This is a genomic window from Streptomyces sp. NPDC005931, assembly GCF_042871235.1.
Lineage (GTDB): Bacteria > Actinomycetota > Actinomycetes > Streptomycetales > Streptomycetaceae > Streptomyces.
In genome coordinates, this window is sequence record NZ_JBIAIG010000009.1 from 262,431 (window position 1) to 287,855 (window position 25,425).

Sequence of the window (25,425 nt, forward strand, 5' to 3'; positions counted from 1 at the left end):
AACATCACTCACCGTCATGAGTGACGTTGGACTCGGATCCTGCCCAGCCCGTCCCCGCGCCATGCCCGCGCGGGCGGCGCACCGGACGCGAAAGCCCGGCGCGCTGGGGGCGCACCGGGCTTCGGGGCGTACGGGACCGGCGGAGCGGCGGAGGGCCGAAGGGTCAGCCCACGGACGAGTAGGCGACCACTCCGCGCAGTAGGCCGTCCACGGCCTTGCGGGCGTTCCTGGCGACCGTCGAGCCCTCGACGGCCGGTGCCGCGGCTGAGATCTGGCCGAGCACGTCGATGACCTGCTTGCACCAGCGCACGAAGTCGCCGGCCGGCATCTCCGCCTCCCGCAGCACCTCGTCCAGGCCCTTGCCGGAGGCCCACATGTAGGCGGCCCAGGCGAACCCGAGGTCGGGCTCGCGCTGGCCCACGCCCTCCGTCTGGGTGATCCGGAACTCCTCCTCCAGAGCGTCCAGCCGCCCCCAGATGCGGACCATCTCGCCGAGCGCGGCCTTGGCCCTGCCGGAGGGCAGCTTGGGGGCCATCGCGTCGTCGCCGACCCGCGCCTCGTACACCAGCGCCGAGACGCAGGCGGCGAGCTCGGCCGGGCCGAGCGCTTCCCAGACGCCCTCGCGCAGGCACTCGGAGGCCAGCAGGTCCAGCTCGCCGTAGAGCCGGGCGAGCCGCTTGCCGTCCTCGGTGACCTCGTCGCCGCGCAGATAATCCATCTCGGTCAGCAGCGCGACGATGCGGTCGAAGGTGCGGGCGATGGTGTTCGTCCGGCCTTCGATGCGCCGCTCCAGCTGCGAGGTGTCGCGCAGCAGCCGGTAGTAGCGCTCGGCCCAGCGGGCGTGGTCCTCGCGGTCGCTGCACCCGTGGCAGGGATGGGCGCGCAGCGCCTTGCGCAGCCGGGCGATCTCCCGGTCGTCGGCCGCCTCCGAGCGACGCTTGCGGTGCCGCTCCGGCGCTATGTGCCCGGCCTTGGTGCGCAGCGCGGAGGCGAGGTCGCGACGGGACTGCGGGGAGCGCGGGTTGAAGGACTTGGGGATGCGCATCCGCTCCAGCGCCTCGACGGGCACCGGGAAGTCGATCGACGCCAGCCGCTTGACCTGTCGTTCGGCGGTCAGCACCAGCGGGCGCGGACCGTCGTGGTACTCCACGCCGCGGTGGCCGTTGGACCGCCCGGCGGGCAGTCCCGGGTCGAGCACCAGGGCCAGTCCGGCGTACTTGCCGGTGGGCACGTGGATGACGTCGCCGGGCTTGAGCCTCTCCAGGGCCACGGCGGCCTCCGCGCGGCGCTGCGCCGCGCCCTGCCGGGCCAGCTCGGTCTCGCGGTCCTTCAGCTCCCGGCGCAGGCGCGCGTACTCCTCGAAGTCCCCGAGGTGGCAGGTCATGGAGCCCCTGTAGCCCTCCAGTCCCTCCTCGTTGCGCTGCACCTGCCGCGAGATGCCGACGACCGACTTGTCCGCCTGGAACTGCGCGAACGACGTCTCCAGCAGCTCGCGCGAACGGTGCCGGCCGAACTGCTCGACCAGATTGACCGCCATGTTGTACGACGGCCTGAAGCTGGAGCGCAGCGGGTACGTGCGCGTGCCGGCCAGTCCCGCGAGCTGCTCGGGGTTCATGCCGCGCTGCCAGAGCACGACCGCGTGCCCCTCGACGTCGATGCCGCGCCGGCCGGCCCGCCCGGTGAGCTGCGTGTACTCACCGGGGGTGATGTCGGCGTGCTGCTCGCCGTTCCACTTGACCAGCTTCTCCAGCACCACCGAGCGGGCGGGCATGTTGATGCCGAGGGCGAGGGTCTCGGTCGCGAACACGGCCTTCACCAGACCGCGCACGAAGAGTTCCTCGACGACCTCCTTGAACGTCGGCAGCATGCCCGCGTGGTGGGCCGCGATCCCGCGCTCCAGGCCCTCCAGCCACTCGTAGTAGCCGAGGACGTGCAGGTCCTCGGGCGGGATGGAGGCGGTGCGCTCCTCGACGAGGGAGCGGACGTGCTCGCGCGCCTCCTCGTCGTTGAGCCGCAGTCCCGCGTACAGGCACTGCTGGACGGCGGCCTCGCAGGCGGCGCGGCTGAAGATGAAGGTGATGGCGGGCAGCAGGCCCTCGGCGTCGAGCCGCTCGATGACCTCCGGCCGGCTCGGCGTCCACACCCGCGACCGCTGCCGGCGCTCCCGCTCCCGGTCGGCCTCCCGCATGCCGTTGCGCCCGCGCCGGCGGTCGCCCCAGGACGGGCGGCTCGCCTCCAGGCGGGCCATGCGCGTGAGGTCGGGGTTGACGGCCCTGCGGTGGCCCTCGCCCTCCTCGAACAGGTCGTACATCCGGCGCCCGGCGAGCACGTGCTGGAACAGCGGCACGGGCCGGTGCTCGGAGACGATCACCTCGGTGTCGCCGCGGACGGTGTCGAGCCAGTCGCCGAACTCCTCGGCGTTGGACACGGTCGCCGACAGTGACACCAGGGTCACCGACTCGGGGAGGTGGATGATCACTTCCTCCCACACCGCGCCGCGGAAGCGGTCGGAGAGGTAGTGCACCTCGTCCATGACCACGTACCCGAGACCGAGGAGCGTCTGGGAACCGGCATACAGCATGTTCCGCAGCACCTCGGTGGTCATCACGACCACCGGGGCGGCCGAGTTGACGCTGTTGTCACCGGTGAGCAGGCCCACGTTGTCCGTGCCATAGCGGCGGCACAGGTCCGCGTACTTCTGGTTCGACAGCGCCTTGATGGGGGTCGTGTAGAAGCACTTCTTGCCCTGCCGGAGGGCGAGGTGGACGGCGAACTCGCCCACGATCGTCTTGCCGGAGCCGGTGGGCGCGGCGACCAGCACGCCCTTGCCCGCCTCGAGCGCCCGGCATGCCTCGATCTGGAACGGGTCGAGACCGAAGTCGTACATCTCGCGGAAGGAGGCGAGCGCGGTGGCCTGCTCGGCAGCGCGCCTGCGTGCTGCCGCGTACCGCTCGGCCGGTGAGAGGTCCTGAGTCATCGTGCTTTCGAGCGTACCGGGCCGCACCGACAACCGGACGATCATTAACCGAGGGCGTTCCCGGCCGGTGCCGCGGCAGCCGGGCCGGTCGCGCCGCCGGGTCACGTCGTCAGGTCACGTCGTCGTAGCCGTTCACCCGCTCCGGGCCGGCTTGCTCGGGCAGGACGCGGGCGGTGCTCACGGGCTCGACGGCGCCGATGTCCTCGGGCGTGAGGTCGAGCTCGGACGCCTCGTCGTCGGCGGGGCGCAGCGCGTCACGGCGGGCCCGGCGCCGGTCGTTGAGCAGGGCGACCGCCGCCGCGGCGAAGTACAGGATCCAGATGGGGCCCGCCAGCGCCAGCATGGAGATCGGGTCGGTGCTGGGGGTGGCGATCGCCGCGAAGAGCGTGATGCCCAGGATCATGCCGCGCCACCAGCCGGCCATCTTCTCGCCGGACAGCACCCCGCCGAAGTTGAGCATCACCAGCAGCAGCGGCAGCTCGAAGGAGAGCCCGAAGACGACGATCATCCGCATGATCAGTTGCAGGAGGTCGTCGAGGGGCAGCTGATTGTCGCTTCCGATGATGGCGAACTCGAGCATCACCGAAGCCATCTTCGGCAGCGACCAGTAGGCGAAGTACGCCCCCAGGACGAACAGGGGGAACCCGGCGGCCACGAAGGCGAGGCCGTACTTCTTCTCGTGGCGGTGCAGCCCCGGCGCGACGAAGGCCCAGAGCTGGTAGAGCCACACCGGGGTGGCCAGGACCACGCCCGACGACAGCGCGACCGTGAGGGCGAGCGTGAACGGACTCAGCAGGCCGTTCTGCACGATCCGCGCGCACTTGGTCTCGCTGGTGTCCTTCGACAGCTCGGCGAAGCTGTACTCGCACCCCACCGCCCTCAGGATGGGATCCGTGAAGAACTCAATGATGTCCTTGTAGAAGAAGGCCGTGATCACCGTCGCCACAGCGATCGCCACGAGACTCTTCACGAGCCGGTTGCGGAGCTCGCGAAGGTGCTCCGCGAGAGGCATGCGCCCCTCCGGATCCTTCTCCGTTGTGCGGGCAGACTTGAGCAACCCACGTCCTCGTCTCGTGCGGGGGACCGGAGTCCGCCGGTCCTTCGGTCAGCGCTTGGTCGTGTCCGTCGGCTCCGTGACCGGGCGGGAGCTGGTCACGTCGCCGGGGGCCGCCTGGATGGTGCGCTGCGCGGGGGGCTGCTCGCCGGTGGCCGGCGGGTCGGCAGGCGCGGAGGACTTGCTGTCCTCCTTCATCGCCTTCGCCTCGCTCTTGAGGATGCGGGCGGACTTGCCGAGCGACCGCGCCATGTCCGGAAGCTTCTTCGCGCCGAACAGCAGGATGATGACGACGAGGATGAGAATGATCTCGGGAGCTCCGAGCCTTCCGAACATAAGTCTTTACCTTCTCACCGAGGCTGCTGGGGTGGGGGTGCTGTCCGACCGGTCGGACGTGTGTCCGAAACGATCCCGTTGTCAGCGATCGTAACGCTCAGGGGTGAACGCGGGGCAATCCCTGTGCGTACTCCCGTCCGCGGTCCGCGCCTCGTTCTCCGGGCCGCGATCAGCAGCGTACCTGTCGGCACCCGGCGGGTGACAGGGCGGACAGGCGCAGCGCGTCACCGTGGGACGGTCCGGGAGCGGTCACCGCTGGACGGTCCGGGAGCGGCCACACGGGGACGGTCAGAGCGCTTCCGCCGAGCGGGCCGCGCCGGCCGCCGCGCGCTCCAGGTCCTCGGCGGCCCGGTTGATCCGCCGTGTGGAGTCCGCGACCTGCCTGCCGAGCCGCTCCGCCTCGACGAAGACCCGGACGGCGCAGACCCCGAGCACCAGCAGACCCAGGAACCCCACGGCAATCGCGAACATCGGCCAGAACATGGGGGCGAGCCTAACGCGTCCCGCCGGGGCCGCGGCGCCGGGCCGCCTACAGCGTCGAGTGCAGCCGCAGTGTTCTGACCCCGCCGCCGGTGAGCAGTTCGACGATCCGCTCCCCCGCCGGCTTGCGCACGGCGGTGCCGCACTCGGGGCAGGTGAACGAGTAGAAGGTCGTACGGCTGCTGGCGCCGATGGCCAGCCGCAGGGCGCTCGCCGCGAGCTCGAAGCGCCCCCGGCAGTCCGGGCAGCCCGCCCGGAACACGACCGGGGCCACGCCCCGCATCCCGGCGAACGCGGACGCCACCGTCATGCCCCGCGCACCAGACGTCGCCGACTCGCTCAAAGCCCTCGCTCCTGCCTGTCGTTCTGCCCGTGCCGGCCGTCCCGCCGGTCGCCTGCCGCGTGTTCCGCGGGCCGTCCGTTCATCCGGCCGCCTCGACCGCCTCGACGCCGTCGTACGCCGTCAGCGCCTCGCGGGCCGCCCGCCGGGCGCTCTCGGCGAGCTCGTACGGCTCGACGATCCGGCCGTCGCGCCCGAGTCGCAGCGCCAGCCGCTTCAGCGAGGCCGGATCGGGGGTGCGCAGGGTGATGCGCAGGCCGCCGTCGGGAAGCTCTTCGGCGCTGTCGTGCGGGTAGTACTCGGCGACCCACCGCCCGCCCGGCCCGACCTCGACGACGACCTCAGGATCCTCGGCCGCGGGCTGCACCAGCGCCTCCGACAGGTCCCGCAGCTCGATCTCCGGCGGCGCGGAGGGCTCGTCGAGGATCTTGATCTCGGCGACCCGGTCGAGCCGGAAGGTACGGCGCGCCTCGGAGCGCCGACACCACGCCTCGACATAGGTGTGGCCGACGCTGACCAGGCGGATCGGGTCGATCTCGCGCTCGGTGACCTCGTCGCGCGCGGGTGAGTAGTACCGGATCCACAGTCTGCGGCGCTCGGCGATGGCGCGGTCGACGTCGGCGAAGACGCCACCCTCCGACTCGAAGGTGACCGACAGCCGGGAGCTGGCGCCGGCCGCCTCGCCGGCCGCGGCCTCCACCTTGGCGGTGGCTCGCAGCAACGCCTGCCGGTCGCTCTCGCGCAGTCCGGGCAGCGTGGCCACCGCGCGAGCGGCGACCAGCAGGGCGGTGGCCTCGTCAGCAGCGAGCCGCAGCGGTTCCGCCGCCTCCGCGCCGAGGGCGGCGACGTTGTGCCACCAGATGCGCTCGCCGTCGGTGTCGATGTCGAGCAGATCCCCGCCGCGGAAGCTGGTGCCGCACATGGGCAGCACGTCGAGGTCGGAGACCAGTTCCTCCTCGGTGATGCCGAAGGCGCGCGCCACGTCCTCGATGCGGGCACCGGGCCGCTCCCGCAGATACGTCACCAGGGAGAGCATCCGCCGGGTCTGGTCGATGGCGTTCACGGGCCTGACCGGTTTGCCTGCCACGTTCTCTTCCGTCCCCCTCAGCCCTTGGCCACGGCGCGCAGCCGGTCCACCACGTCGGCCCGCAGCTCGGCGGGCTCCAGGACCACCACGTCCGGACCGAACTCCACCAGCCAGGCATCCAGACCGTGCCCGTACGGAATCTCCAACTCGTCCCACCCTTCGGCGAGTTCCCGCACCGCCGTGGCCTTCGCGCGAAGGGGGTAGCCGGAGCCGGAGCGCAGCCGGATCCGCGCGGAGCGGTCGGCGGTCTCCCCCGCCCAGCCGGCGACGGTCTCGCGCACGGTGACGACGTCGGGCACGGGGGCGGTGAAGCGGCCGGCGCGCGAGCGCACCTTGCCGGTGATCCGGGAGAGGCGGAAGACCCGCTCGGCGCCCCGGTCGCGGTCCCAGCCCGCCAGGTACCAGTGGCCGCGCCAGCACTCCAGCGCCCACGGCTCGACGTGCCGCTGCTCGGGCTGTGCGGCATTGGCCTTGCGGTAGTCGAAGACGACGGGGCGGCGATCGCGGCAGGCCAGCATCAGCGGCTCGAAGGCCGCCTCGTGCACGGGGATGCGGGGCTCCAGCGCACCGTGGGCCCCGTACGGGTCGACGTCCTCGGGGAGGCCTGCGGCGCGCAGTTTCTGCAGGGCGCCGCTGGCCGCGCCGGCGAGCCGGGCCTGCTGCCAGACCTTGGCCGCGAGGCCGAGGGCGGCGGCCTCCTCGGCGTCGAGGGTGATGGGCGGGAGGCGGTTGCTGTCGCGTCGGGCCAGATAGCCGACCTCGCCGTCGAGGTTCTCGACCGTCTCGATGACCAGACCGAGCTCGCGCAGGTCGTCCTTGTCCCGCTCGAACATGCGGTTGAACGAGTCGTCCGAGCCGGTCGCGCCCCGGTCCGGGCCGAAGGCCTCGGCGTAGGCCTCGATCGACTCGCGCAGCTCGCGCTTGCTGAGCGGCCGCCGCGTCCCCAGCAGACACAGCGCCAGGTTCATCAGCCGCTCGGCCTTGGCAATGGCCATCGACGCGCTTCGCCTCCCTATGGTGCTTACGACCGATGACCGTACCGCCCAGGGGTGTCCTGACAAAAGCCGAGGGCCCATGCCCGGACAGGCATGGGCCCCAGGTGATCGGGTCCGGTCGTGCGACGGTCAGACGCCGAGCAGGTCGACCACGAAGATCAGGGTCTCACCGGGCTTGATCGCCGGGGTCGGGCTCTGGTTGCCGTAGGCGAGGTGGGCGGGGATGGTCAGCTGGCGGCGCCCGCCGACCTTCATGCCCTGCACGCCCTGGTCCCACCCCTTGATGACGCGGCCGGCGCCGAGCGGGAAGCGGAACGGGGTGCCTCGGTTCCAGCTGGCGTCGAACTCCTCGCCGGTGCTGAAGGCCACGCCCACGTAGTGGACCGTCACGGTCTGTCCGGCCTGAGCGACCGGGCCGTCGCCCTCCCAGATGTCCTTGATCTCGAGGTCCGCCGGGGGCTCGCCGCCCGGGAAGTCGATCTCGGGCTTGTCGATGCTCACTTCATCTCTCCTTGTTGCGTGACCTGCGTCGGGGACAGTCTCACAGACGCCGGGGTCAGACGGCGCCGAGGATGTCCACGACGAAGACCAGCGTGTTCTTGGCCAGCTCGCTGTTGGGGCTGGCGCCGTAGCCGAGGGAGGGCGGGATCACCAGCAGGACCCGGTCGCCCACGTTCTTGCCCACGAGGCCCTGGTCCCAGCCTGCCACGACGGACCCGTTGCCGATCTGGAAGGCGGTGGCACCGCCGTGGTCCCAGGAGGAGTCGAACTTCTTGCCGTCCTCCCACTTGACCCCGGTGTACTGGGCGATGAGCCCCTGGCCGGCCTCGACCTTCTTGCCGTCGCCCTTGATCAGGACCTGCTGCTCGAGGTCCTTGGGAGCCTTGGTGCCCTGGGGGAGGGTGATGGTCGCCGCCTTCTGCGACGGGGCCTTCACCTCCGGCAGGCCCGCCTCGGAGGCCGCCTGCTCGCCCTCGGCCTCGGCCTTGGCGTCGACGCGGGCGGCGCCTACCGGGTCGACCACCCAGATCAGCACGTCGTCGGCGGAGATGCCGGAGGAGGGGTTCAGGTTCTCGCCGATCAGGTCGCCCGCGGTGCCCTGGACGAGGATCCGGCTGCCGGGCTTCTTGCCCTTCACGGCGTCGAGGACCTTGGCGGGCAGCTGCTGGCTCGGCTTGCCGATCTGCTCGATGGACTGCCGCCGGGGCGCCTTGTCGCCGGCCGGCGCGGCGGCCCAGGTGCCGCCCAGTTCCTGGTCGCCACCCCACTTCTCGACGGTCCAGTCGAGCCGGACGAAGTCGGAGGCCTTGATCGCGGCCCCGCTGCCCTCCGAGACCGTCTCGACGAGGGTCTTCTCGGACGGGTCCCCGTCCTTCGGCACGGAGATCTCGGGCTTCTCCCCGAGCTTCCCCTCGACCTTGGCGACGCCTCCCGCCGCATCACCCTTGCTGTCGTCGTCCGATCCGCACGCGGCGGTGATCAGCAGGGCGGGCACGGCCAGCAGCGCCGCGACGCGGCGTTTCGTGTTGTAGTTCATCAGTCCAACTGGGCTCGGGAGTGGGGGGCGATCCCGCCACTCTACGACCTGTCCGCCGCGCACACGGCTCACCGGGGGGACGCGGCCGCGCAGAGGCGCCCGATGCCCGCAGGCCCTGAGAACCTGCGGGCATCGGGCACGCCGGCCGGACCGTCACATACCGGCGATCAGCTTCTCCACCCGGTCGTCCACGGAGCGGAACGGGTCCTTGCACAACACGGTGCGCTGCGCCTGGTCGTTCAGCTTCAGGTGGACCCAGTCGACCGTGAAGTCACGGCGCTGTTCCTGGGCCCTGCGGATGAAGTCGCCGCGCAGGCGGGCCCGAGTGGTCTGCGGCGGCACGGACTTGCCCTCGAAGATTTTCAAGTCGTTGCAGATCCGCGCCGCTTGTCCCTTCTTCTCGAGCAGGTAGTACAGGCCACGACGCCGGTGGATGTCGTGGTAGGCGAGGTCTATCTGGGCGACCCGCGGATGCGACATGGTCATGTTGTGCTTGGCCCGGTACCGCTCGAGAAGCTTGTACTTCATGACCCAGTCGATCTCGGTGCCGATGCGGTCGAGGTCCTCGGTCTCGATCGCGTCCAGGGTGCGGCCCCACAGCTCAAGCACCTGCTCGACGGTGCCGGTGCGGATGCCGCGGCGCTCGCAGAAGTCCAGCGCCTTCTCGTAGTACTCGCGCTGCACCTCCAGGGCGGAGGCCTCCCGGCCGCTGGCCAGGCGGACCTTGCGGCGCCCGGTGATGTCGTGGCTGACCTCGCGGATCGCCCGGATGGGGTTCTCCAGGGTGAGGTCGCGCATCACGGTGCCCGCCTCGATCATGCGCAGCACCAGGTCGGTGGCCCCGACCTTGAGCAGCATGGTCGTCTCGGACATGTTCGAGTCGCCCACGATGACGTGCAGGCGCCGGTAGCGCTCCGCGTCGGCGTGCGGCTCGTCACGAGTGTTGATGATCGGCCGGGAGCGGGTGGTCGCCGAGGAGACGCCCTCCCAGATGTGCTCGGCCCGCTGGCTGACGCAGTACACGGCGCCGCGCGGCGTCTGGAGCACCTTGCCGGCGCCGCACAGCAGCTGGCGGGTGACCAGGAACGGGATGAGGATGTCCGCGAGTCGGGAGAACTCCCCGTGCCGGGCGACGAGGTAGTTCTCGTGGCAGCCGTAGGAGTTGCCCGCCGAATCGGTGTTGTTCTTGAAGAGGTAGACGTCGCCCGCGATTCCCTCCTCGTGCAGGCGTCGTTCCGCGTCTACCAGGAGTCCTTCCAGAATGCGCTCGCCGGCCTTGTCGTGGGTGACCAGTTCGGTCACGTTGTCACATTCGGGTGTGGCGTATTCCGGATGTGACCCGACGTCGAGATAGAGGCGGGCGCCGTTTCGCAGAAAGACATTGCTGCTGCGGCCCCATGACACGACACGGCGGAAGAGGTACCGCGCCACCTCGTCAGGCGACAGGCGGCGCTGTCCCCTGAACGTGCACGTGACGCCGTACTCGTTCTCCAGCCCGAAAATGCGGCGGTCCATGAGGGAACATTACGCCCGATCCCCCGAGCTGAAACGGGGTTCGACGGCACGGTTCGGATCATTTTCCGAACGGGCGGCAACGACCCCTCTTCCGGCGGGACCTGCGAGTACCCGTCCTGTGGCGATCAAAACCAGCAGCGACACACCGCCCGCGGCCCCCGGCACGGCGAAGCCCCACAAGGCCCCGCCCGCCTCGACGACCGGGCCCGTGAGGCCCGTTCCTACGGACGCGCCCACGGTGAACGTCGTCACCAGCCAGGAGAACGCCTCGGTGACCGTCCCGCGCGGAGCGTGCCGGTCGACGAGCACGAAGGCGCAGGCGATGGCCGGCGCGAGGAAGAGACCGGCGACCACGGTGAGCAACGTCATCGTCACGACCCCCGGCATCAGCGTCAGCGGCAGGTAACACACCGCCAGCAGGGCCACCAGCACCTGAAGTCGCCGTGCGGGGGCGCCGCCCCACTGCCGCGCCCCGTACACCGTGCCGCCGATGAGCGCGCCGAGCCCGATGCCGGCCATCAGCCAGCCGTACACGTGGTCGCCGCCGTGCTCGTCCGCGTAGGGGACCGACGCCACGGTGATGGAGCCGAGGGCCATCCCCACGAACAGGAAGGCGCCCAGCAGCGCCAGCAGACCCGGCGAGCGCAGGGCACCCAGCCAGTGCGCCGCGCGCGGCGCCGACCGCCACGCGCGCGAGGGCGGCGACACGACGACCGACAGCGCCCCCAGCACGCCGATGAGATTCAGCACCAGCAGGGCGGCCTGCGCCGACCACACCGAGACGCAGACGGTCACGAGCAGCGGCCCGACGGTGAACATCACCTCCTGCGCCACGGCATCCAGCGCGTACGCCCGGTGCACGTGGTCCTCCTTGGGCAGCACGGAGGACCACAGGGCCCGCAGCCCACCCTCCAGCGGTGGCGTGAAGAGCCCCGCGGCCGCCACGGACGCGTACGCCACCGCTGCGGGCTCGACGCCCGCGAAGGCGAAGACGGCCATCGCCAGTGCCGACAGCACCGCGGCGGGCAGCTGCACCCGCGGCTGCCCGTGCAGGTCCACCAGCCGGCCGAGCGCGGGCTGCCCCACCGCGTTGGCGACGCCGTACACCGCCGCCAGGGCACCCGCCAGGCTGTACGTCCCGCCCTCCGCGCGCACGAACAGCACGATGGCGATGGCGGCGGTCGCGTTGGGCAGCCGCCCCACGAGGGTGCCCACCAGCAGCCGGGTGGCGTGCCGCGCGCGGAGGATCTCCAGGTATCCCGTGGCCAAAGCCGAGCCCTCCATCACGTCGCGGTGTCCGCCGAACCTCGGGTTTTACGTATAACTAGCTCCTCCATACGTACCATGTCCGCTGTTCACCAGTCCAGACCAAGGAGCGGCCCGACCGTGGTACGAGCCAGCACCCGCCCCACGAGCCGGGACGTCGCCCAGGCCGCCGGCGTCTCCCAGGCCGCGGTCTCCCTCGTCCTCGGCGACAAGTGGCGCGGCCGCGTCTCCGAGTCCACGGCCCAGCGCGTTCGCGAGGCCGCCCGCACGCTGGGCTACCGCCCCAACCTCGCCGCCCGCAATCTGCGCCTGGGCCGCACTCGTACGGTCCTGCTGGTGGTCCCGGCGCTCACCACGGAGTTCTTCGCGGGCGTCTACACGGGCGCCGCCCGCATCGCCTCACAGCACGGCTTCGGTGTGGTCCTCTACCCCTCCCCCGAGGGCATCGGCCCCGCCCGCGACCCCTTCGCATCCGCAGAGGCGGCCCTGGACGGCGTCATCGCGTCCTCGATGGCCGCCGACGCCCTCAGCGCGATCCGCGGCGACCAGCTGCCGCTGGTGATGCTGGACAGCGACCCGGACGCCACACTGGGCGCGGCCACGGTCAACCTGGACATCGCCGACGGCGTCCGCCAGATCACCGAGCACCTGCTGGCCCTGGGCCACCGCCGCTTCCTGCACCTCGCGGCGGACGTGGCGTCCTGGACCTTCGAGGTACGGGCCCGAGAACTGGCCGCCCGGCTGGCCCGGGTCCCCGGCACGTCCCTGCGTACGGCCAGGTCGCCGATCTCCATCAAGGGCGCGCAAGCCGCGGCCGAGGTGGCGCTGTCCCACTCCCACCGCCCCACCGCGGTCGTCTGCGACGACGACCAACTGGCGGCCGGCACGTACAAGGCGGCACGCCGCCTGGGACTGCGCGTCCCCGGCGACCTCTCCGTCACCGGCCTGGACGACCTGGCCCTGGCGACGGCGATCGACCCCGAGCTGACCACGGTCCGCCTGGACGCGGAACTCTTCGGCGAACGCGGCATGCAGGCCCTCATGGCGGTGCTGGACGACCGCACCCCCGAGGCCGGCGACATCCCGGTGAGCCTGGTCGTGAGAGGCTCGACGGGCCCGGCCTCCACCCGGCGCTGACAGGCACCCGGCGACGCGGTGCGCAGACCGGTTGCCCCCTGTCGACGGCGGCCGGCGATGGCCGAGCAGCCCGGGCCACCGGGATGCGCCGCGCCGCCCGCTCCCGCTCTCGACGTCGCTCGAGCCCGGCCCCCTGGCCCCACGACTGCCCGCGGACGTGCGGTACCACCCGCGGAGAGACGTTACGGCTGCCGACGGAGGCTGGGCCCAGTAGCCGCACACAGCAGGAGACCGGCCCGGGCCACCGGGCGCGGATGACCCGCACGCGGCGGAAAAGGGAGGAGCCCAGTAGCCACACACGGGCACGATGGACGCCGCCCAAGCCGCCCATGACGGGAAGGGACGGAGCCCAGTAGCCGCACCCGGCACGCCGCACAAGGCCACAGTGGACGAGGGTGAAGCCGCACCCGGCGCACCACACACGGGCACAGTGGGCGTCGGGGCGGCCGCCCACGGCGGGAAGGGGACGGGGCGGGGGTGCCCGCCCGCAGCGGCCGGCGCGTCAACGCCCCCGCTTCCCGGCCGACCGACTCCGCGCCGGACCGAGGACGGACACCCCCGACCCGGCCCCGCCCCACCACCGAACCGAGGGCGCTGCACCCGCCCCCACCGAACCCGCACAGGCGCCGCAGGCATCACACGCGCACCCCCACCGCCCCGCACGGCCTACTCCTCCTCGTCGGCCTCCGCCTCCGCCTCGGACGCCGTCTCCGCTCCCCCGGCCTCCAGCAGCCGCGCCAGCTGCCGCCCGGTGATCCGCTTGAACTTCCGCTTCTGCGGCCGCGTACGGTCCAGCACCGCGACCTCCAGCCGCTCCGCCGGAATCTCCCGCTCGCTGCCGTTCGTGTCCCGCGACAGCGACTGCACCGCCAGCTTCAGCGCCTCCGCCAGCGACATCCCGTCCCGGTGCCGCTGGTCCAGGTACCCGCCGATCTGCTCGGCGTTGCCGCCCACCGCCACCGAGCCGTGCTCGTCGACGATCGACCCGTCGTGCGGCAGCCGGTAGATCTGGTCCTGCTCCGGGGTCTCCCCGACCTCGGCCACCACCAGCTCCACCTCGTACGGCTTCTCCCCCGCGCTCGAGAAGATCGTGCCCAGCGTCTGCGCGTACACGTTCGCCAGACCCCGGGCGGTGACGTCGTCCCGGTCGTAGGTGTAGCCCCGCAGATCGGCGTACCGCACGCCCCCGATCCGCAGGTTCTCGTACTCGTTGTACTTACCGGCCGCGGCGAAGCCGATCCGGTCGTAGATCTCGCTGAACTTGTGCAGCGCGCGGGACGGGTTCTCGCCGACGAACACGATGCCGTCGGCGTACTGCAGCACGACCAGGCTGCGGCCACGGGCGATGCCCTTGCGGGCGTACTCCGCCCGGTCGGCCATGGCCTGCTGAGGTGAGACATAGAACGGCGTCGACACCGGTTATCCGTCCCTTTCTGTCGAAGTCACTGGACCACCCTCAAAGAGAAAGCACTCACGGGGAACCGCGCCCGCCGCCTACAGCAGCGAGGCCCGCGGACCGTCCGGCTGCTCCAGGCGCCGCTCCAGCACGGACCGCGCGATCCCGGACGCCTCGTCCTCGGTGAGCCTGCGGAACCCGTCCTCGGTGATCACGGTGACGATCGGATAGATCCGGCGGGCGACATCGGGACCACCGGTCGCCGAGTCGTCGTCTGCCGCGTCGTACAGGGCCTGCACCACCAGCGTGGTGGCCTCGTCCTCGCTCAGGTCGTCACGGTAGAGCTTCTTCATGGCGCCGCGCGCGAAGATCGAGCCGGAGCCCGTCGCCGCGTACCCCTGCTCCTCGGAGCGCCCGCCCGTGACGTCGTAGGAGAAGATCCGCCCCTTCTCCCGGTCCACGTCGTACCCGGCGAACAGCGGCACCACGGCCAGCCCCTGCATCGCCATGCCGAGGTTGGAACGGATCATGGTCGACAGCCGGTTCGCCTTGCCCTCGAGGGACAGCTGGGTGCCCTCGACCTTCTCGAAGTGTTCCAGCTCCAGCTGGAACAGCTTCACCATCTCCACCGCCAGACCCGCCGTGCCGGCGATGCCGACGGCCGAGTACTCGTCGGCGGGAAACACCTTCTCGATGTCCCGCTGGGCGATGACATTGCCCATGGTGGCCCGTCGGTCACCGGCGAGCACCACGCCGCCGGGGAAGATGACGGCCACGATGGTGGTGCCGTGCGGCGCCTCGATCGCTCCCTGGACGGGTGGCAACTTCCTGCGGCCCGGCAGCAGTTCGGGCTGGTGCTCGGAGAGGAAGTCCATGAAGGAGGAAGACCCTGGCGTCAGGAAGGCAGCTGGTAGACGCCCGGTGCTGCGAGTGTTGGCTTCCACGCGATTCCTTCCACGTATGCGGCAGCCCGCCCTGTGACGTCGGGCCGATCCTTGCAACTGCCCCGGTCGGATGGTACGGCCGGAGCGCGGTATGCCACGGACCCTACCCGTCCCGAGGCGGTGATCCACATGCTCTGCACGACTCGTGGGAAGAGAGGTCCGCCGGACTCGTGCGGGACTCCGCCGGACTCACGCGGATTTCCGCCGGACTCTGCGCAGGGAGCTCGGCCGGACCCGTGCGAGAACTCGTCTCGTGCGGGACACGGGACTCCGCCGCACGTGCGGACTCCGCGGGACCGGGCGTCAGAAGGCGAAAGCCGCGCGCGGCACCACCTCACCGCACCGCGCGCAGCACCCGCCGATCCGCCTGCCCCTCACACGCCCCGGGGGCTACTGGCCACCCTTCTGAACGAAGGACCGCACGAAGTCCTCGGCGTTCTCCTCGAGGACGTCGTCGATCTCGTCCAGCACGGAGTCCACGTCGTCCGACAGCTTCTCGTGACGCTCCTTGAGGTCTTCGGAGCCCTGCGCCTCCTGCGCCTGCTCCTCGACCTCCTCCGTGGACCGGGTGGCCTTCTGCTGTCCGCCGCCGGTGTCCTTGGTCGCCATCACCCTCACCCCGCTCGGTTCGCCCGACACAGTTGCTCGGTCAAGATCAGACCCTACAAGCCGGGTCCGACCGTGCCCCCGCAGTTGCTCCAACCTGCGGGGACCATCTCGATGATTCCCGGGCCAGGGATTTTCCACCCTGTCCGGCCTGCCCTTCCGGTTACCCCCGGATACCCGCTCCGCCCGCGATCACCCCCCGGACAGCACCCTGACCAGGTCTTCCGCAGTGCGGCAGCGGTCCAGGAGCTCCTTGACGTGATTACGCGTTCCGCGAAGCGGTTCCAGGGTTGGGACCCGCTGGAGGGAGTCCCGGCCCGGCAGGTCGAAGATCACCGAGTCCCAGGAGGCCGCCGCGACGTCGTCCGCGTACTGCTCCAGGCAGCGCCCGCGGAAGTACGCGCGGGTGTCCTCCGGCGGCTTCGTACGGGCCCGCTCGACCTCGGCCTCGCCCAGCAGCCGCTTCATCCTGCCGCGGGCCGCCAGGCGGTTGTAGAGGCCCTTCTCGGGGCGCACGTCGGCGTACTGGAGGTCGACCAGGTGCAGCCTGGCCGCGTCCCAGTCCACGCCGTCCCGGCGCCGGTAGCCCTCCATGAGTTCCCGCTTGGCGACCCAGTCCAGCTCCCCGGCCAGACTCATCGGGTCGTTCTCCAGGCGGGTGAGGGTGTCCTCCCAGCGCGTCAGGACGTCCATGGTCTGTTCGTCGGCGTCCGTCCCGAAACGCTCCTCCACGTACTTGCGGGCCAGCTCGAAGTACTCCATCTGCAACTGGACCGCGGTGAGCGTCCGCCCGTTGCGCAGCGTGACGAGCTGCTGCAGGGAGGGGTCGTGCGAGACCTGGTGCAGGGTCCGTACCGGCTGGTCGACGGCGAGGTCCACGGCGATGAACCCCTCCTCGATCATCGACAGGACCAGCGACGTCGTGCCGAGCTTCAGGTACGTCGAGATCTCCGACAGGTTCGCGTCGCCGATGATCACGTGGAGCCGGCGGTACTTCTCCGCGTCGGCGTGCGGTTCGTCGCGGGTGTTGATGATCGGGCGCTTCAGCGTCGTCTCGAGGCCGACCTCGACCTCGAAGTAGTCCGCGCGCTGGCTGAGCTGGAAGCCGTGCTCGTGGCCGTCCTGGCCGATGCCGACGCGGCCCGCGCCGGCGAACACCTGGCGGGAGACGAAGAACGGCGTCAGGTGGCGCACGATGTCCGAGAAGGGGGTCTCCCGCTTCATCAGGTAGTTCTCGTGCGTGCCGTAGGACGCGCCCTTGTTGTCGGTGTTGTTCTTGTACAGGTGGATCGGCTGGGCCCCGGGCAGCTGGGCGGCCCGCTCGGCGGCCTCGGCCATGATCCGCTCGCCCGCCTTGTCCCAGAGCACGGCGTCGCGCGGGTTGGTGACCTCGGGGGCGCTGTACTCGGGGTGGGCGTGGTCGACGTAGAGCCGTGCCCCGTTGGTGAGGATCACATTGGCCAGGCCGATGTCCTCGTCGGTGAGCTGGCTGGCGTCGGCGGCCTCGCGGGCGAGGTCGAAGCCTCGCGCGTCCCGCAGCGGATTCTCCTCCTCGAAGTCCCAGCGGGCCCGGCGGGCCCGGTGCATCGCCGCCGCGTAGGCGTTCACGATCTGGGACGAGGTGAGCATGGCATTGGCGTTGGGGTGGCCGGGGACGGAGATCCCGTACTCCGTCTCGATGCCCATTACTCGCCGTACGGTCATGCGGCCCTCCTTGCCCGGCGGCGTCCCCGGTCGGGGGCGCTGCTCAAGTACCGCTGGCGCTCCGGTGCGTGTGCGGTGCCCGTCCCCGCACTGCGCGACTCGGCGGTACGGAAGAGCCTAGAACGCCTTTGCGCTGGTGGGGAGATCATTTGCGTCATTACTGTGCTCCAGCCGTGGCCCCGAAAAACAGTCGGCTGCGGGTACCCGCTGAGGGCACCCGCAGCCACCCTGCCTTTTACAGGTACTGACCGGTGTTCGCCACCGTGTCGATGGAGCGTCCGGTGTCCGAACCCTGCTTTCCGGTGATGAGGGTACGGATGTAAACGATCCGCTCGCCCTTCTTTCCGGAGATCCGGGCCCAGTCGTCCGGGTTGGTGGTGTTGGGCAGGTCCTCGTTCTCCTTGAACTCGTCCACGCAGGCCTGGAGCAGGTGGGAGACGCGGAGGCCCTTCTGTTCCTTCTCGAGGAAGTCCTTGATCGCCATCTTCTTGGCGCGGCCCACGATGTTCTCGATCATGGCACCGGAATTGAAGTCCTTGAAATACAGGACTTCCTTGTCGCCATTGGCGTAGGTGACCTCGAGGAAGCGGTTCTCCTCGGATTCGGCGTACATGTGTTCCACCGCGGTCTGGATCATGCTCTGGACCGTCATGGACTTGTCGCCGCCGTGCTCCGCGAGGTCGTCCCCGTGGAGCGGGAGGCGCTCGGTGAGGTACTTGCCGAAGATGTCCTTGGCCGCCTCGGCGTCCGGGCGCTCGATCTTGATCTTCACGTCCAGCCGGCCGGGCCGCAGGATGGCCGGGTCGATCATGTCCTCACGGTTGGAGGCACCGATCACGACCACGTTCTGCAGACCCTCGACGCCGTCGATCTCGGCGAGCAGCTGCGGGACGATGGTGTTCTCCACGTCCGAGCTGACACCCGAGCCACGGGTGCGGAACAGGGACTCCATCTCGTCGAAGAAGACGATGACCGGTGTGCCCTCACTGGCCTTCTCCCGGGCCCGCTGGAAGACCAGGCGGATCTGCCGCTCGGTCTCGCCGACGTACTTGTTCAGCAGCTCGGGGCCCTTGATGTTGAGGAAGAAGCTCTTGCCGGCGGCCTGGCCGGTCACCTCGGCGACCTTCTTGGCCAGCGAGTTGGCGACGGCCTTGGCGATGAGCGTCTTGCCGCATCCGGGGGGCCCGTACAGGAGCACGCCCTTGGGCGGCCGCAGCTCGTGCTCCTTGAACAGGTCCGGGTACAGGTACGGCAGCTCGACCGCGTCACGGATGGCCTCGATCTGGTTGCCGAGACCGCCGATCTGCTCGTAGCCGATGTCGGGGACTTCCTCGAGGACGAGCTCCTCGACCTCGCTCTTGGGCACGACCTCGTAGACGTATCCGGAGCGGGGCTCCAGCAGCAGGGCGTCGCCGGCGCGGATGGTGACGTCCAGCAGCGGCTCGGCGAGCCGTACCACCCGCTCCTCGTCGGTGTGCCCGAGCACCAGGGCCCGCTCGCCGTCCTCGAGGATCTCCTTGAGGGTGACGATGTCACCGACGCGCTCGAACTCCATGGCCTCGACCACGTTGAGCGCTTCGTTGAGCATCAGTTCCTGGCCGCGCCGGAGCTCGTCGAGCTCGACGCCGGGGCTGACGTTCACCCGGAGCTTGCGGCCGCCGGTGAAGATGTCGGCCGTGCCGTCCTCGTTCGCCTGAAGGAAGACACCGAAGCCGGCCGGGGGCTGCGCCAGCCGGTCGACCTCCTCCTTGAGGGCCACGATCTGGTCGCGGGCCTCACGGAGCGTGTTGGCCAGTCGTTCGTTCTGGGCGGACACGCCGGCCAGGTTGGTCTGCAGCTCGACGATCCGCTCCTCGAGAATCCTCGTGTGTCGCGGAGAGTCGGCGAGCTTACGTCGCAGGACGGCGATCTCCTGCTCAAGGTAGGCGATCTGCCCGGCCGGGTCGTCGGACCCGCGTCCCGGGCGGATGCCGCGGTTCATGTCGTCGTCGTGGGCTGCCACGGTCCTCACCTCCTCCAAGGGGAGCTGGACGCTTCCAGACCCTACCTGGGCGGGTGTCGATTGAAACCCCTAGATCACAAAGACGGTCGGGGTGTGTCCGATCTTCACCCTTGCGCTCTCCCTCACGCCAGGGGAATACCCACCGAAGATGATTGGAACCCAGGCGGAGGTAGGGTCGAAGTGTTCAACACCCGTCAGAGCTGGCCTGATTCCCGGTCGGTTCGGCGCAGGAAACGGCAGGAGAGATGAGCGTGCAGCAGGAGGCCCCCGTCGGCGGCGAGGCCCTCGAGGTCTGGATCGACCAGGACCTGTGTACCGGCGACGGCATCTGCGCCCAGTACGCACCCGAGGTGTTCGAGCTGGACATCGACGGCCTGGCCTACGTGAAGGGCGCCGACGACGAACTGCTCCAGGCCGAGGGGGCGACAACCCCCGTACCGCTGCCGCTTCTCACGGACGTGATCGACTCCGCCAAGGAGTGCCCGGGCGAGTGCATCCACGTGCGTCGCGTCACGGACGGCGTCGAGGTGTACGGACCGGACGCCGGGTGACCGACATGACACGGCCCGTCACTGCTGTCTGATTCCTCACAGCTTCTCCGCCCGCGGGAGCGCATGGGTCGGCGCACGCCCGCGCGCGGGTCACACGCTCTTGGCGCCCGCCGGCGTGGACCGCGTGAACGCGCCGTTCTCCCACCGCCACTTCACGTCCTCGCGGACGTCGGGGCAGCAACTGGGCACCTCGTCGGACGAGTAGCCGAGCAGCGTGGCCGTGACGTCGCGCCCGCGCAGGGCGAAGTCGTCGACGTTGGTGCGGTCCTTGGGGTCGACGAGGGTGGCCACCACGCGTGGGGTGTCGCCGCCGGCGTCCTGGGTGAGGACGTACACGCCGTCGGGCGGGGTGCCCATGGGCGCGTCGCAGTGGACGACCGCCACGGTCTCGGGTCGGCCGTCGCCGTCGAGGTCGCCGGACGCCCGCTTCTTCACCACCGCGTCCACCGGGCCGCACTCGAGCGGGAAGTCGACGGCCGCGGGGTCGGGCGGGACGACGGGCGCCGGGGCGCTCTTCGTCTGCGGTCCGGGCGTCTGGGCCGCGGTCGCGGCACCGGGCTGGAGGACCGAGGAGAGGGCCACCACGCCCGCGACGGCCGTGGCGGTGGCGAGCCAGTGGATCGGGCGGGCGTGCGTGTGGGCGAGCTCCGGGACGGCGGAAGACTGCACTAGGAGTGTCTCCTGTGAGGGCTGTGCCGGTGGGGGGGTGGCCAGCATCGTGCCACACGTCACAGTGCGGAGGGAACGGCGGGGGTGTGCAGGTTCCGTTCCGGGGAACGGGGATCGGTTCGCGGTCTTCTGCCGCCGCGTCAAGACGAAGGCGCCGTGGCGCAGTTCCCCTGCCCTGCCGGGAACTGCGCCACGGCGCCCGTACGTTGTCGCGGCACGGGCCGACTCAGCGGCCGGCGCCTCCGTCGGCGTTGGGGCCGGCGTAGTCCTCGCCGTAGGCACCCTTGGCGGGGCGGCGGCGGCGCATGGGCGGCTCGACACCGTCGGCGAGGCGGCGGGCCGTGAGCAGGAAGCCCGTGTGGCCGATCATCCGGTGGTCCGGGCGTACGGCCAGGCCCTCGATGTGCCAGTTGCGGATCATCGTCTCCCAGGAGGTCGGCTCGTTGAAGCAGCCGATCTCGCGGATGGACTCCACGGTCCGGGCGAGCTGGGTGGTGGTGGCGACGTAGCAGCACAGGATGCCGCCGGGGACGAGCGCCTTGGAGACGGCCTCCAGGCACTCCCAGGGGGCGAGCATGTCGAGGATGACGCGGTCCACGTCGGTGTCGGACAGGTTGTCCTGGAGGTCGCCGACGGTCAGCTGCCAGGCGGGGTGCGGGCCGCCGAAGTAGCGCTCCACGTTCTGCCGCGCGATCTCGGCGAAGTCCTCGCGGCGCTCGTAGCTGTGCAGCATGCCCTGGTCGCCGATGGCGCGCAGCAGGAAGCTGCTGAGCGAGCCGGAGCCGACGCCGGCCTCCACGACGCGCGCGCCGGGGAAGATGTCGGCGAAGGCGAGGATCTGCCCCGCGTCCTTGGGGTAGACGACGGCCGCCCCGCGGGGCATGGACAGGACGTAGTCGGGGAGCAGGGGGCGCAGCGCGAGGTAGGCGACGTTCCCGGTGGTGCGGACAACGCTGCCCTCGGGAGCACCGATCAGTTCGTCGTGGGGGAAGGAACCCTTGTGGGTGTGGAAGTTCTTCCCGGCCTCGAGCGTGAACGTGTAGTGGCGGCCCTTGGGGTCGGTCAGCTGTACCTGGTCCCCGACCTTGAAGGGCCCGCGACGGCGGGCGGCACCGGTCGGTTCGGACATGTGACCAGCCTACCGGTCCCGAGGAGGCCCTCCGACCACGCGGGCGGCCGTGAGGGGCGCTAGGAGGGCCGGGCCATGGCCTTGACGAAGGCGCGCTCGACGTCGGCCGCGGACAGGACGCCGTAGATCTCTCCCGTCTCCTCGACCACCAGGTACTCGGTCGCCGGGGTCGCGCGCAGGGCGTCCAGCAGTTCCTCCCCGGCCAGCTCGGCGGAGACGCGCATGCCCTCGGTGAGGTCCTGGGCAAGGCCGCCCACCGCGACCCAGGGGCGGCGGTGCTCGGGCACGCCGACGATGGCGGCCTCGCGCACCAGGGAGAGCGGGTTGCCGTCGGCGTCGACGACGACCAGGGCCCGGGCCCCGGCGGCGTTGGCCCGGCGCAGCGCCTCGGACAGCGGGGTGTCGCTCTCGACGGGCACCGCGCGGCGGGTGAGGGTGCGGGCGCGCAGCTCCGGGAGGTGTTCGCGCAGGCGGGCCATGCGCAGGCTGTTGCCGGCGCCGGTCCAGATGATCGCGGCGAGGATGGCGGCGAGCAGGGCGTCCAGGACGGTGTCCATGCCGACGCTGTCCTCCGCGGCGGAGCCCAGGGCTCCGGACTGGGTGAGCAGCGGGAGGCCTACGAGGACGGCCACGGCGAGGGCACGGCCGACCCAGGCGGCGGCGACGGTGCCGCTCATCGGCCGGCCGGTGAGCTTCCAGACCACGGCGCGCAGCATGCGACCACCGTCGAGGGGGAGGCCGGGCAGCAGGTTGAACGCGGCGACGATCAGGTTGGAGATCATCAGACCCGCCAGCAGGACGCCGGGGATGCTGCCCGGGTCGACGGCCAGCAGGGCCACGTAGAAGAGGCCGGACAGGACGAGTGAGAGGAGGGGTCCGACGAAGGCGAGCACGAACTCGCGGCCGGGGGTCTCGGCCTCCTTCTCGATCTCCGACACACCCCCGAAGAACTGGAGCTGGATGCGGCGCACGGGGAGCTTGAAGCGGAGGGCGGCGACCGTGTGGGCCAGCTCGTGCACCAGGACGGAGGCGTAGAAGGCGACCGCGAAGAAGAGGGACACCAGGTAGCTGGCGGCACCGAGTTCGGGCAGCACGCGGTCGACCTGGCCGCCGAACACCCAGGTGATCAGGATGGCGACGAGGAACCAGCTCGGCGCGACGTAGACGGGCACGCCGAAGGGCCTTCCCATCAGCAGCCCGCCCCGCTTCTCCCCCGGCCGCTTCGGCGCGGTGCCCCTGGGGGCGTCGGAGTGCGCGAGGGTGCGCCCGTCTGGGTGCGGTGGGTGCGGTGCGGAGGTCCCGGCGGCCGGGCGGCGCTCGCCGGGGCCGGTGGCCGGGTGGCTCTCCGCACGGTGGTCCGCCCCGACGCCGGACGCGGGAACGCCCTCGACGCGGTGGCCGGTGTCGGCGTCGGGCGGTGCCGGAGCGGTCGGCTCCGGGCGGTCGTCGGACTCGGGGGGTGACGGTGTGCCGGCCGGGCGGGCGCCGGGCGCGGCCGGGCGCCGGGCGCCGGCCGGGGTGTCCGCGGGTGCCGCCGGAGCGGGGGGCTCGGCCGGCTGGGGGGTGGTGTCGTCGGTGGCCGGGCCCGGGGCCCCGGTGCGTTCGGCCGACTCGTCGTTGTCGGACCGCGGCTGCCCGCGCCCGCCGCTTACGTCCACCGGTGTCCCCTCGTTCGCTGCGTCTCCCGCGCCTGCCGGACGGGAGGGTCTCCCGTCGATGGTATGCGGCCGTCACCGCCCCTTCCGCCCCGGCACCCCCGTCGCTCCCCGTCCGTTCCCGCGCCTGCCCTCCCCTTCCCTCCCCGTCCCTCTCGCTCGTCACGCCCGTATCCGCGCCCTTCTCACCGTCCCTCCGCCGCGGTCACCGGCCGTCCACGTTCTTGACCGTCCTCCCGTCCTCCCGTCCTCCCCGTCCTCCGGGTCCGTCCACGGCCACGGCCACGGACCGCGGCTGGGTCACTGTCAGTGGCGGGCCGTAAGGTCTGTGGGCATGGAGACGAGCACCGAGGGCGCGGCGCAGCCCGAGAGCAGCCCGGTCGCGGCGGCCGATCCGCCGGTCACGGCCGGGGCGGCGGCAGCGGGAGCGGAACCGGTCGTGCTGACCGAGGCCCCCGCCATACCGCCCGCCTCGCTGTCCCCCTCGCGTGCCAGTGACTTCATGCAGTGCCCGTTGCTGTACCGCTTCCGGGTCATCGACCGGCTGCCGGAGAGGCCCAGCGAGGCGGCGACCCGGGGCACGCTGGTGCACGCCGTGCTGGAGCGCCTCTTCGACGCCCCGGCCACCGAGCGCACCGCGCCCCGCGCCAAGGCGCTGATCCCGGGGCAGTGGGACCGGCTGCGCGAGAGCAGGCCCGAGGTCGTGGAGCTGTTCGCCGACGACCCGGAGGGCGAGCGGCTGGCCCGCTGGCTCGCCGAGGCGGAGCGGCTGATCGAGCGCTGGTTCACGCTGGAGGACCCCAGCCGCCTGGAGCCCGCCGAGCGGGAGCTGTTCGTCGAGGCCGAGCTGGAGTCGGGGCTGAGGCTGCGCGGCATCATCGACCGGGTCGACGTGGCCCCCACGGGCGAGGTGCGGATCGTCGACTACAAGACGGGCAAGGCGCCCCGGCCGGAGTACGCCGAGGGCGCGCTGTTCCAGATGAAGTTCTACGCCCTGGTGGTCTGGCGCCTGAAGAAGGTGATCCCGCGCCGGCTCCAGCTCGTCTACCTGGGCAGCGGTGACGTGCTCACCTACGACCCGGTGCTCGCCGATCTGGAGCGCGTGGAGCGCAAGCTGCTGGCCCTGTGGGAGGCGATCCGGCTGGCGACACGGACGGGTGACTGGCGCCCGCGCCCGACCAAGCTGTGCGGCTGGTGCGACCACCAGGCGCACTGCCCGGAGTTCGGCGGAACTCCCCCGCCGTACCCGCTGCCGGTGAGGGCGGCTGAGTCCGGCGGGGCCCAACAGGGCAGAATGGGGCCGGACTAGCGAAGGAGACTTACGTGGCCATCCGCGTCCTACTGGTCGACGACCAGCCGCTGCTGCGTACGGGCTTCCGGATGATCCTGGAGGCCGAACAGGACATCGCGGTCGTCGGCGAGGCCGGGGACGGCCTCCAGGCACTCGACCAGGTGCGGGCGCTGCAGCCCGATGTGGTGCTGATGGACATCCGCATGCCGCGGATGGACGGAGTGGAGGCGACCCGGCAGATCACCGGTCCCGAGCGCGACGGTCCGGCCAAGGTGCTGGTGCTGACGACGTTCGACCTCGACGAGTACGTCGTGGAGGCGCTGAGGGCGGGCGCCAGCGGCTTCCTGCTGAAGGACGCCCCGGCGAACGAACTGGTGCAGGCCATCCGGGTGGTGGCCGCCGGGGAGGCGATGCTCGCTCCGAGCATCACGCGTCGGCTGCTCGACAAGTACGCCACCCATCTGCCGTCCGGCGACGAGCCGGTGCCGGACACGCTGCACACGCTGACCGAGCGCGAGGTGGAGGTGCTGAAGCTGGTGGCGCGCGGTCTGTCCAACGCGGAGATCGCCGCCGACCTGTTCGTCAGCGAGACCACCGTGAAGACGCACGTCGGCCACGTGCTGACCAAGCTGGGGCTGCGCGACCGGGTGCAGGCCGCGGTGTACGCGTACGAGAGCGGGCTGGTGCGTCCCGGCGCGCAGTAGCACGCGCCGTGCACGGAGGCGGGGAACCGTCGAGGGCGCCCCCTTCGGGT

23 protein-coding genes are annotated in these 25,425 nt (G+C 71.2%); 4 read left to right on the forward strand and 19 right to left on the reverse strand.

What is annotated here, in order from left to right; genetic code table 11:
• Window positions 1-163: 163 nt before the first annotated feature.
• From ACFYOV_RS22170 to ACFYOV_RS22220, 11 genes are all read right to left on the reverse strand, one after another.
• A complete protein-coding gene (locus ACFYOV_RS22170) occupies window positions 164-3,022 on the reverse strand; it encodes a DEAD/DEAH box helicase (protein WP_389089970.1) in 2,859 nt (952 codons plus the stop codon).
• 64 nt (window positions 3,023-3,086) lie between these two features.
• Window positions 3,087-4,034 (reverse strand): twin-arginine translocase subunit TatC, encoded by a 948-nt coding sequence (tatC, locus tag ACFYOV_RS22175; RefSeq protein ID WP_389089971.1) that lies wholly within the window; start codon window positions 4,032-4,034, stop codon window positions 3,087-3,089.
• Between the two features lie 48 nt (window positions 4,035-4,082).
• Window positions 4,083-4,367, reverse strand: coding sequence for a Sec-independent protein translocase subunit TatA (gene tatA / locus ACFYOV_RS22180; RefSeq protein WP_389089973.1), 285 nt, complete (start codon window positions 4,365-4,367; stop codon window positions 4,083-4,085).
• Between the two features lie 288 nt (window positions 4,368-4,655).
• Window positions 4,656-4,850 (reverse strand): hypothetical protein, encoded by a 195-nt coding sequence (locus ACFYOV_RS22185; protein ID WP_389089974.1) that lies wholly within the window; start codon window positions 4,848-4,850, stop codon window positions 4,656-4,658.
• Between the two features lie 46 nt (window positions 4,851-4,896).
• Complete coding sequence (locus tag ACFYOV_RS22190) at window positions 4,897-5,190, reverse strand: hypothetical protein (protein ID WP_389089976.1); 294 nt, start codon at window positions 5,188-5,190, stop codon at window positions 4,897-4,899.
• Window positions 5,191-5,269: 79 nt separating this feature from the next.
• Complete coding sequence (locus tag ACFYOV_RS22195; protein WP_389089977.1) at window positions 5,270-6,274, reverse strand: helix-turn-helix transcriptional regulator; 1,005 nt, start codon at window positions 6,272-6,274, stop codon at window positions 5,270-5,272.
• A gap of 17 nt (window positions 6,275-6,291) precedes the next feature.
• Window positions 6,292-7,269 (reverse strand): helix-turn-helix transcriptional regulator, encoded by a 978-nt coding sequence (locus tag ACFYOV_RS22200; RefSeq protein ID WP_389089979.1) that lies wholly within the window; start codon window positions 7,267-7,269, stop codon window positions 6,292-6,294.
• Between the two features lie 129 nt (window positions 7,270-7,398).
• Complete coding sequence (locus ACFYOV_RS22205; protein ID WP_004002537.1) at window positions 7,399-7,770, reverse strand: FKBP-type peptidyl-prolyl cis-trans isomerase; 372 nt, start codon at window positions 7,768-7,770, stop codon at window positions 7,399-7,401.
• Between the two features lie 55 nt (window positions 7,771-7,825).
• Window positions 7,826-8,806, reverse strand: coding sequence for an FKBP-type peptidyl-prolyl cis-trans isomerase (locus tag ACFYOV_RS22210; protein WP_389089981.1), 981 nt, complete (start codon window positions 8,804-8,806; stop codon window positions 7,826-7,828).
• Between the two features lie 153 nt (window positions 8,807-8,959).
• Window positions 8,960-10,321, reverse strand: coding sequence for a Pup--protein ligase (gene pafA / locus ACFYOV_RS22215; protein ID WP_359763019.1), 1,362 nt, complete (start codon window positions 10,319-10,321; stop codon window positions 8,960-8,962).
• Between the two features lie 9 nt (window positions 10,322-10,330).
• Window positions 10,331-11,590, reverse strand: coding sequence for an MFS transporter (locus tag ACFYOV_RS22220; RefSeq protein ID WP_389089984.1), 1,260 nt, complete (start codon window positions 11,588-11,590; stop codon window positions 10,331-10,333).
• A 75-nt stretch (window positions 11,591-11,665) separates the two neighbouring features.
• On the opposite strand from ACFYOV_RS22220, the gene ACFYOV_RS22225 reads away from it, so the two are divergent.
• Window positions 11,666-12,724 (forward strand): LacI family DNA-binding transcriptional regulator, encoded by a 1,059-nt coding sequence (locus tag ACFYOV_RS22225; protein WP_389089985.1) that lies wholly within the window; start codon window positions 11,666-11,668, stop codon window positions 12,722-12,724.
• Between the two features lie 666 nt (window positions 12,725-13,390).
• On the opposite strand, the gene prcA is transcribed toward ACFYOV_RS22225, so the two are convergent.
• From prcA to arc, 5 genes are all read right to left on the reverse strand, one after another.
• The gene (gene prcA, locus ACFYOV_RS22230; RefSeq protein ID WP_389089986.1) at window positions 13,391-14,140 is read right to left on the reverse strand and encodes a proteasome subunit alpha; all 750 of its coding nucleotides are present in this window, start codon (window positions 14,138-14,140) and stop codon (window positions 13,391-13,393) included.
• Between the two features lie 78 nt (window positions 14,141-14,218).
• Window positions 14,219-15,064 (reverse strand): proteasome subunit beta, encoded by an 846-nt coding sequence (gene prcB / locus ACFYOV_RS22235; protein ID WP_389089988.1) that lies wholly within the window; start codon window positions 15,062-15,064, stop codon window positions 14,219-14,221.
• Window positions 15,065-15,454: 390 nt separating this feature from the next.
• On the reverse strand, window positions 15,455-15,673 hold the full coding sequence (locus tag ACFYOV_RS22240) for a ubiquitin-like protein Pup (RefSeq protein WP_388389596.1): 219 nt from the start codon (window positions 15,671-15,673) through the stop codon (window positions 15,455-15,457).
• Between the two features lie 189 nt (window positions 15,674-15,862).
• Window positions 15,863-17,374, reverse strand: a complete 1,512-nt coding sequence (gene dop, locus ACFYOV_RS22245) for a depupylase/deamidase Dop (protein ID WP_389089989.1) — start codon at window positions 17,372-17,374, stop codon at window positions 15,863-15,865.
• A gap of 235 nt (window positions 17,375-17,609) precedes the next feature.
• Window positions 17,610-19,376 (reverse strand): proteasome ATPase, encoded by a 1,767-nt coding sequence (gene arc / locus ACFYOV_RS22250; protein ID WP_389089990.1) that lies wholly within the window; start codon window positions 19,374-19,376, stop codon window positions 17,610-17,612.
• 245 nt (window positions 19,377-19,621) lie between these two features.
• Between arc and ACFYOV_RS22255 the strand changes: the two genes are divergently transcribed.
• Window positions 19,622-19,927 (forward strand): ferredoxin, encoded by a 306-nt coding sequence (locus ACFYOV_RS22255; RefSeq protein ID WP_389089992.1) that lies wholly within the window; start codon window positions 19,622-19,624, stop codon window positions 19,925-19,927.
• A gap of 90 nt (window positions 19,928-20,017) precedes the next feature.
• Here the strand turns inward: ACFYOV_RS22255 and ACFYOV_RS22260 are convergent, their stop codons facing one another.
• The 3 genes from ACFYOV_RS22260 to ACFYOV_RS22270 all read right to left on the reverse strand — a co-directional run bounded on the left by ACFYOV_RS22260 (window position 20,018) and on the right by ACFYOV_RS22270 (window position 23,383).
• Window positions 20,018-20,596: a hypothetical protein gene (locus ACFYOV_RS22260; protein ID WP_389089993.1), complete on the reverse strand. Its 579-nt coding sequence runs from the start codon at window positions 20,594-20,596 to the stop codon at window positions 20,018-20,020.
• A 226-nt stretch (window positions 20,597-20,822) separates the two neighbouring features.
• On the reverse strand, window positions 20,823-21,725 hold the full coding sequence (locus tag ACFYOV_RS22265; RefSeq protein ID WP_389089994.1) for a tRNA (adenine-N1)-methyltransferase: 903 nt from the start codon (window positions 21,723-21,725) through the stop codon (window positions 20,823-20,825).
• Window positions 21,726-21,784: 59 nt separating this feature from the next.
• Complete coding sequence (locus ACFYOV_RS22270; RefSeq protein ID WP_389089996.1) at window positions 21,785-23,383, reverse strand: site-2 protease family protein; 1,599 nt, start codon at window positions 23,381-23,383, stop codon at window positions 21,785-21,787.
• A gap of 331 nt (window positions 23,384-23,714) precedes the next feature.
• On the opposite strand from ACFYOV_RS22270, the gene ACFYOV_RS22275 reads away from it, so the two are divergent.
• Both ACFYOV_RS22275 and ACFYOV_RS22280 read left to right on the forward strand, forming a co-directional pair.
• Window positions 23,715-24,689 carry a RecB family exonuclease gene (locus ACFYOV_RS22275; protein ID WP_389089997.1) on the forward strand — a complete coding sequence of 325 codons (975 nt, stop codon included), beginning with the start codon at window positions 23,715-23,717 and terminating at the stop codon, window positions 24,687-24,689.
• 14 nt (window positions 24,690-24,703) lie between these two features.
• Window positions 24,704-25,375, forward strand: a complete 672-nt coding sequence (locus ACFYOV_RS22280) for a response regulator transcription factor (RefSeq protein WP_004990257.1) — start codon at window positions 24,704-24,706, stop codon at window positions 25,373-25,375.
• Window positions 25,376-25,425 lie beyond the last annotated feature (50 nt).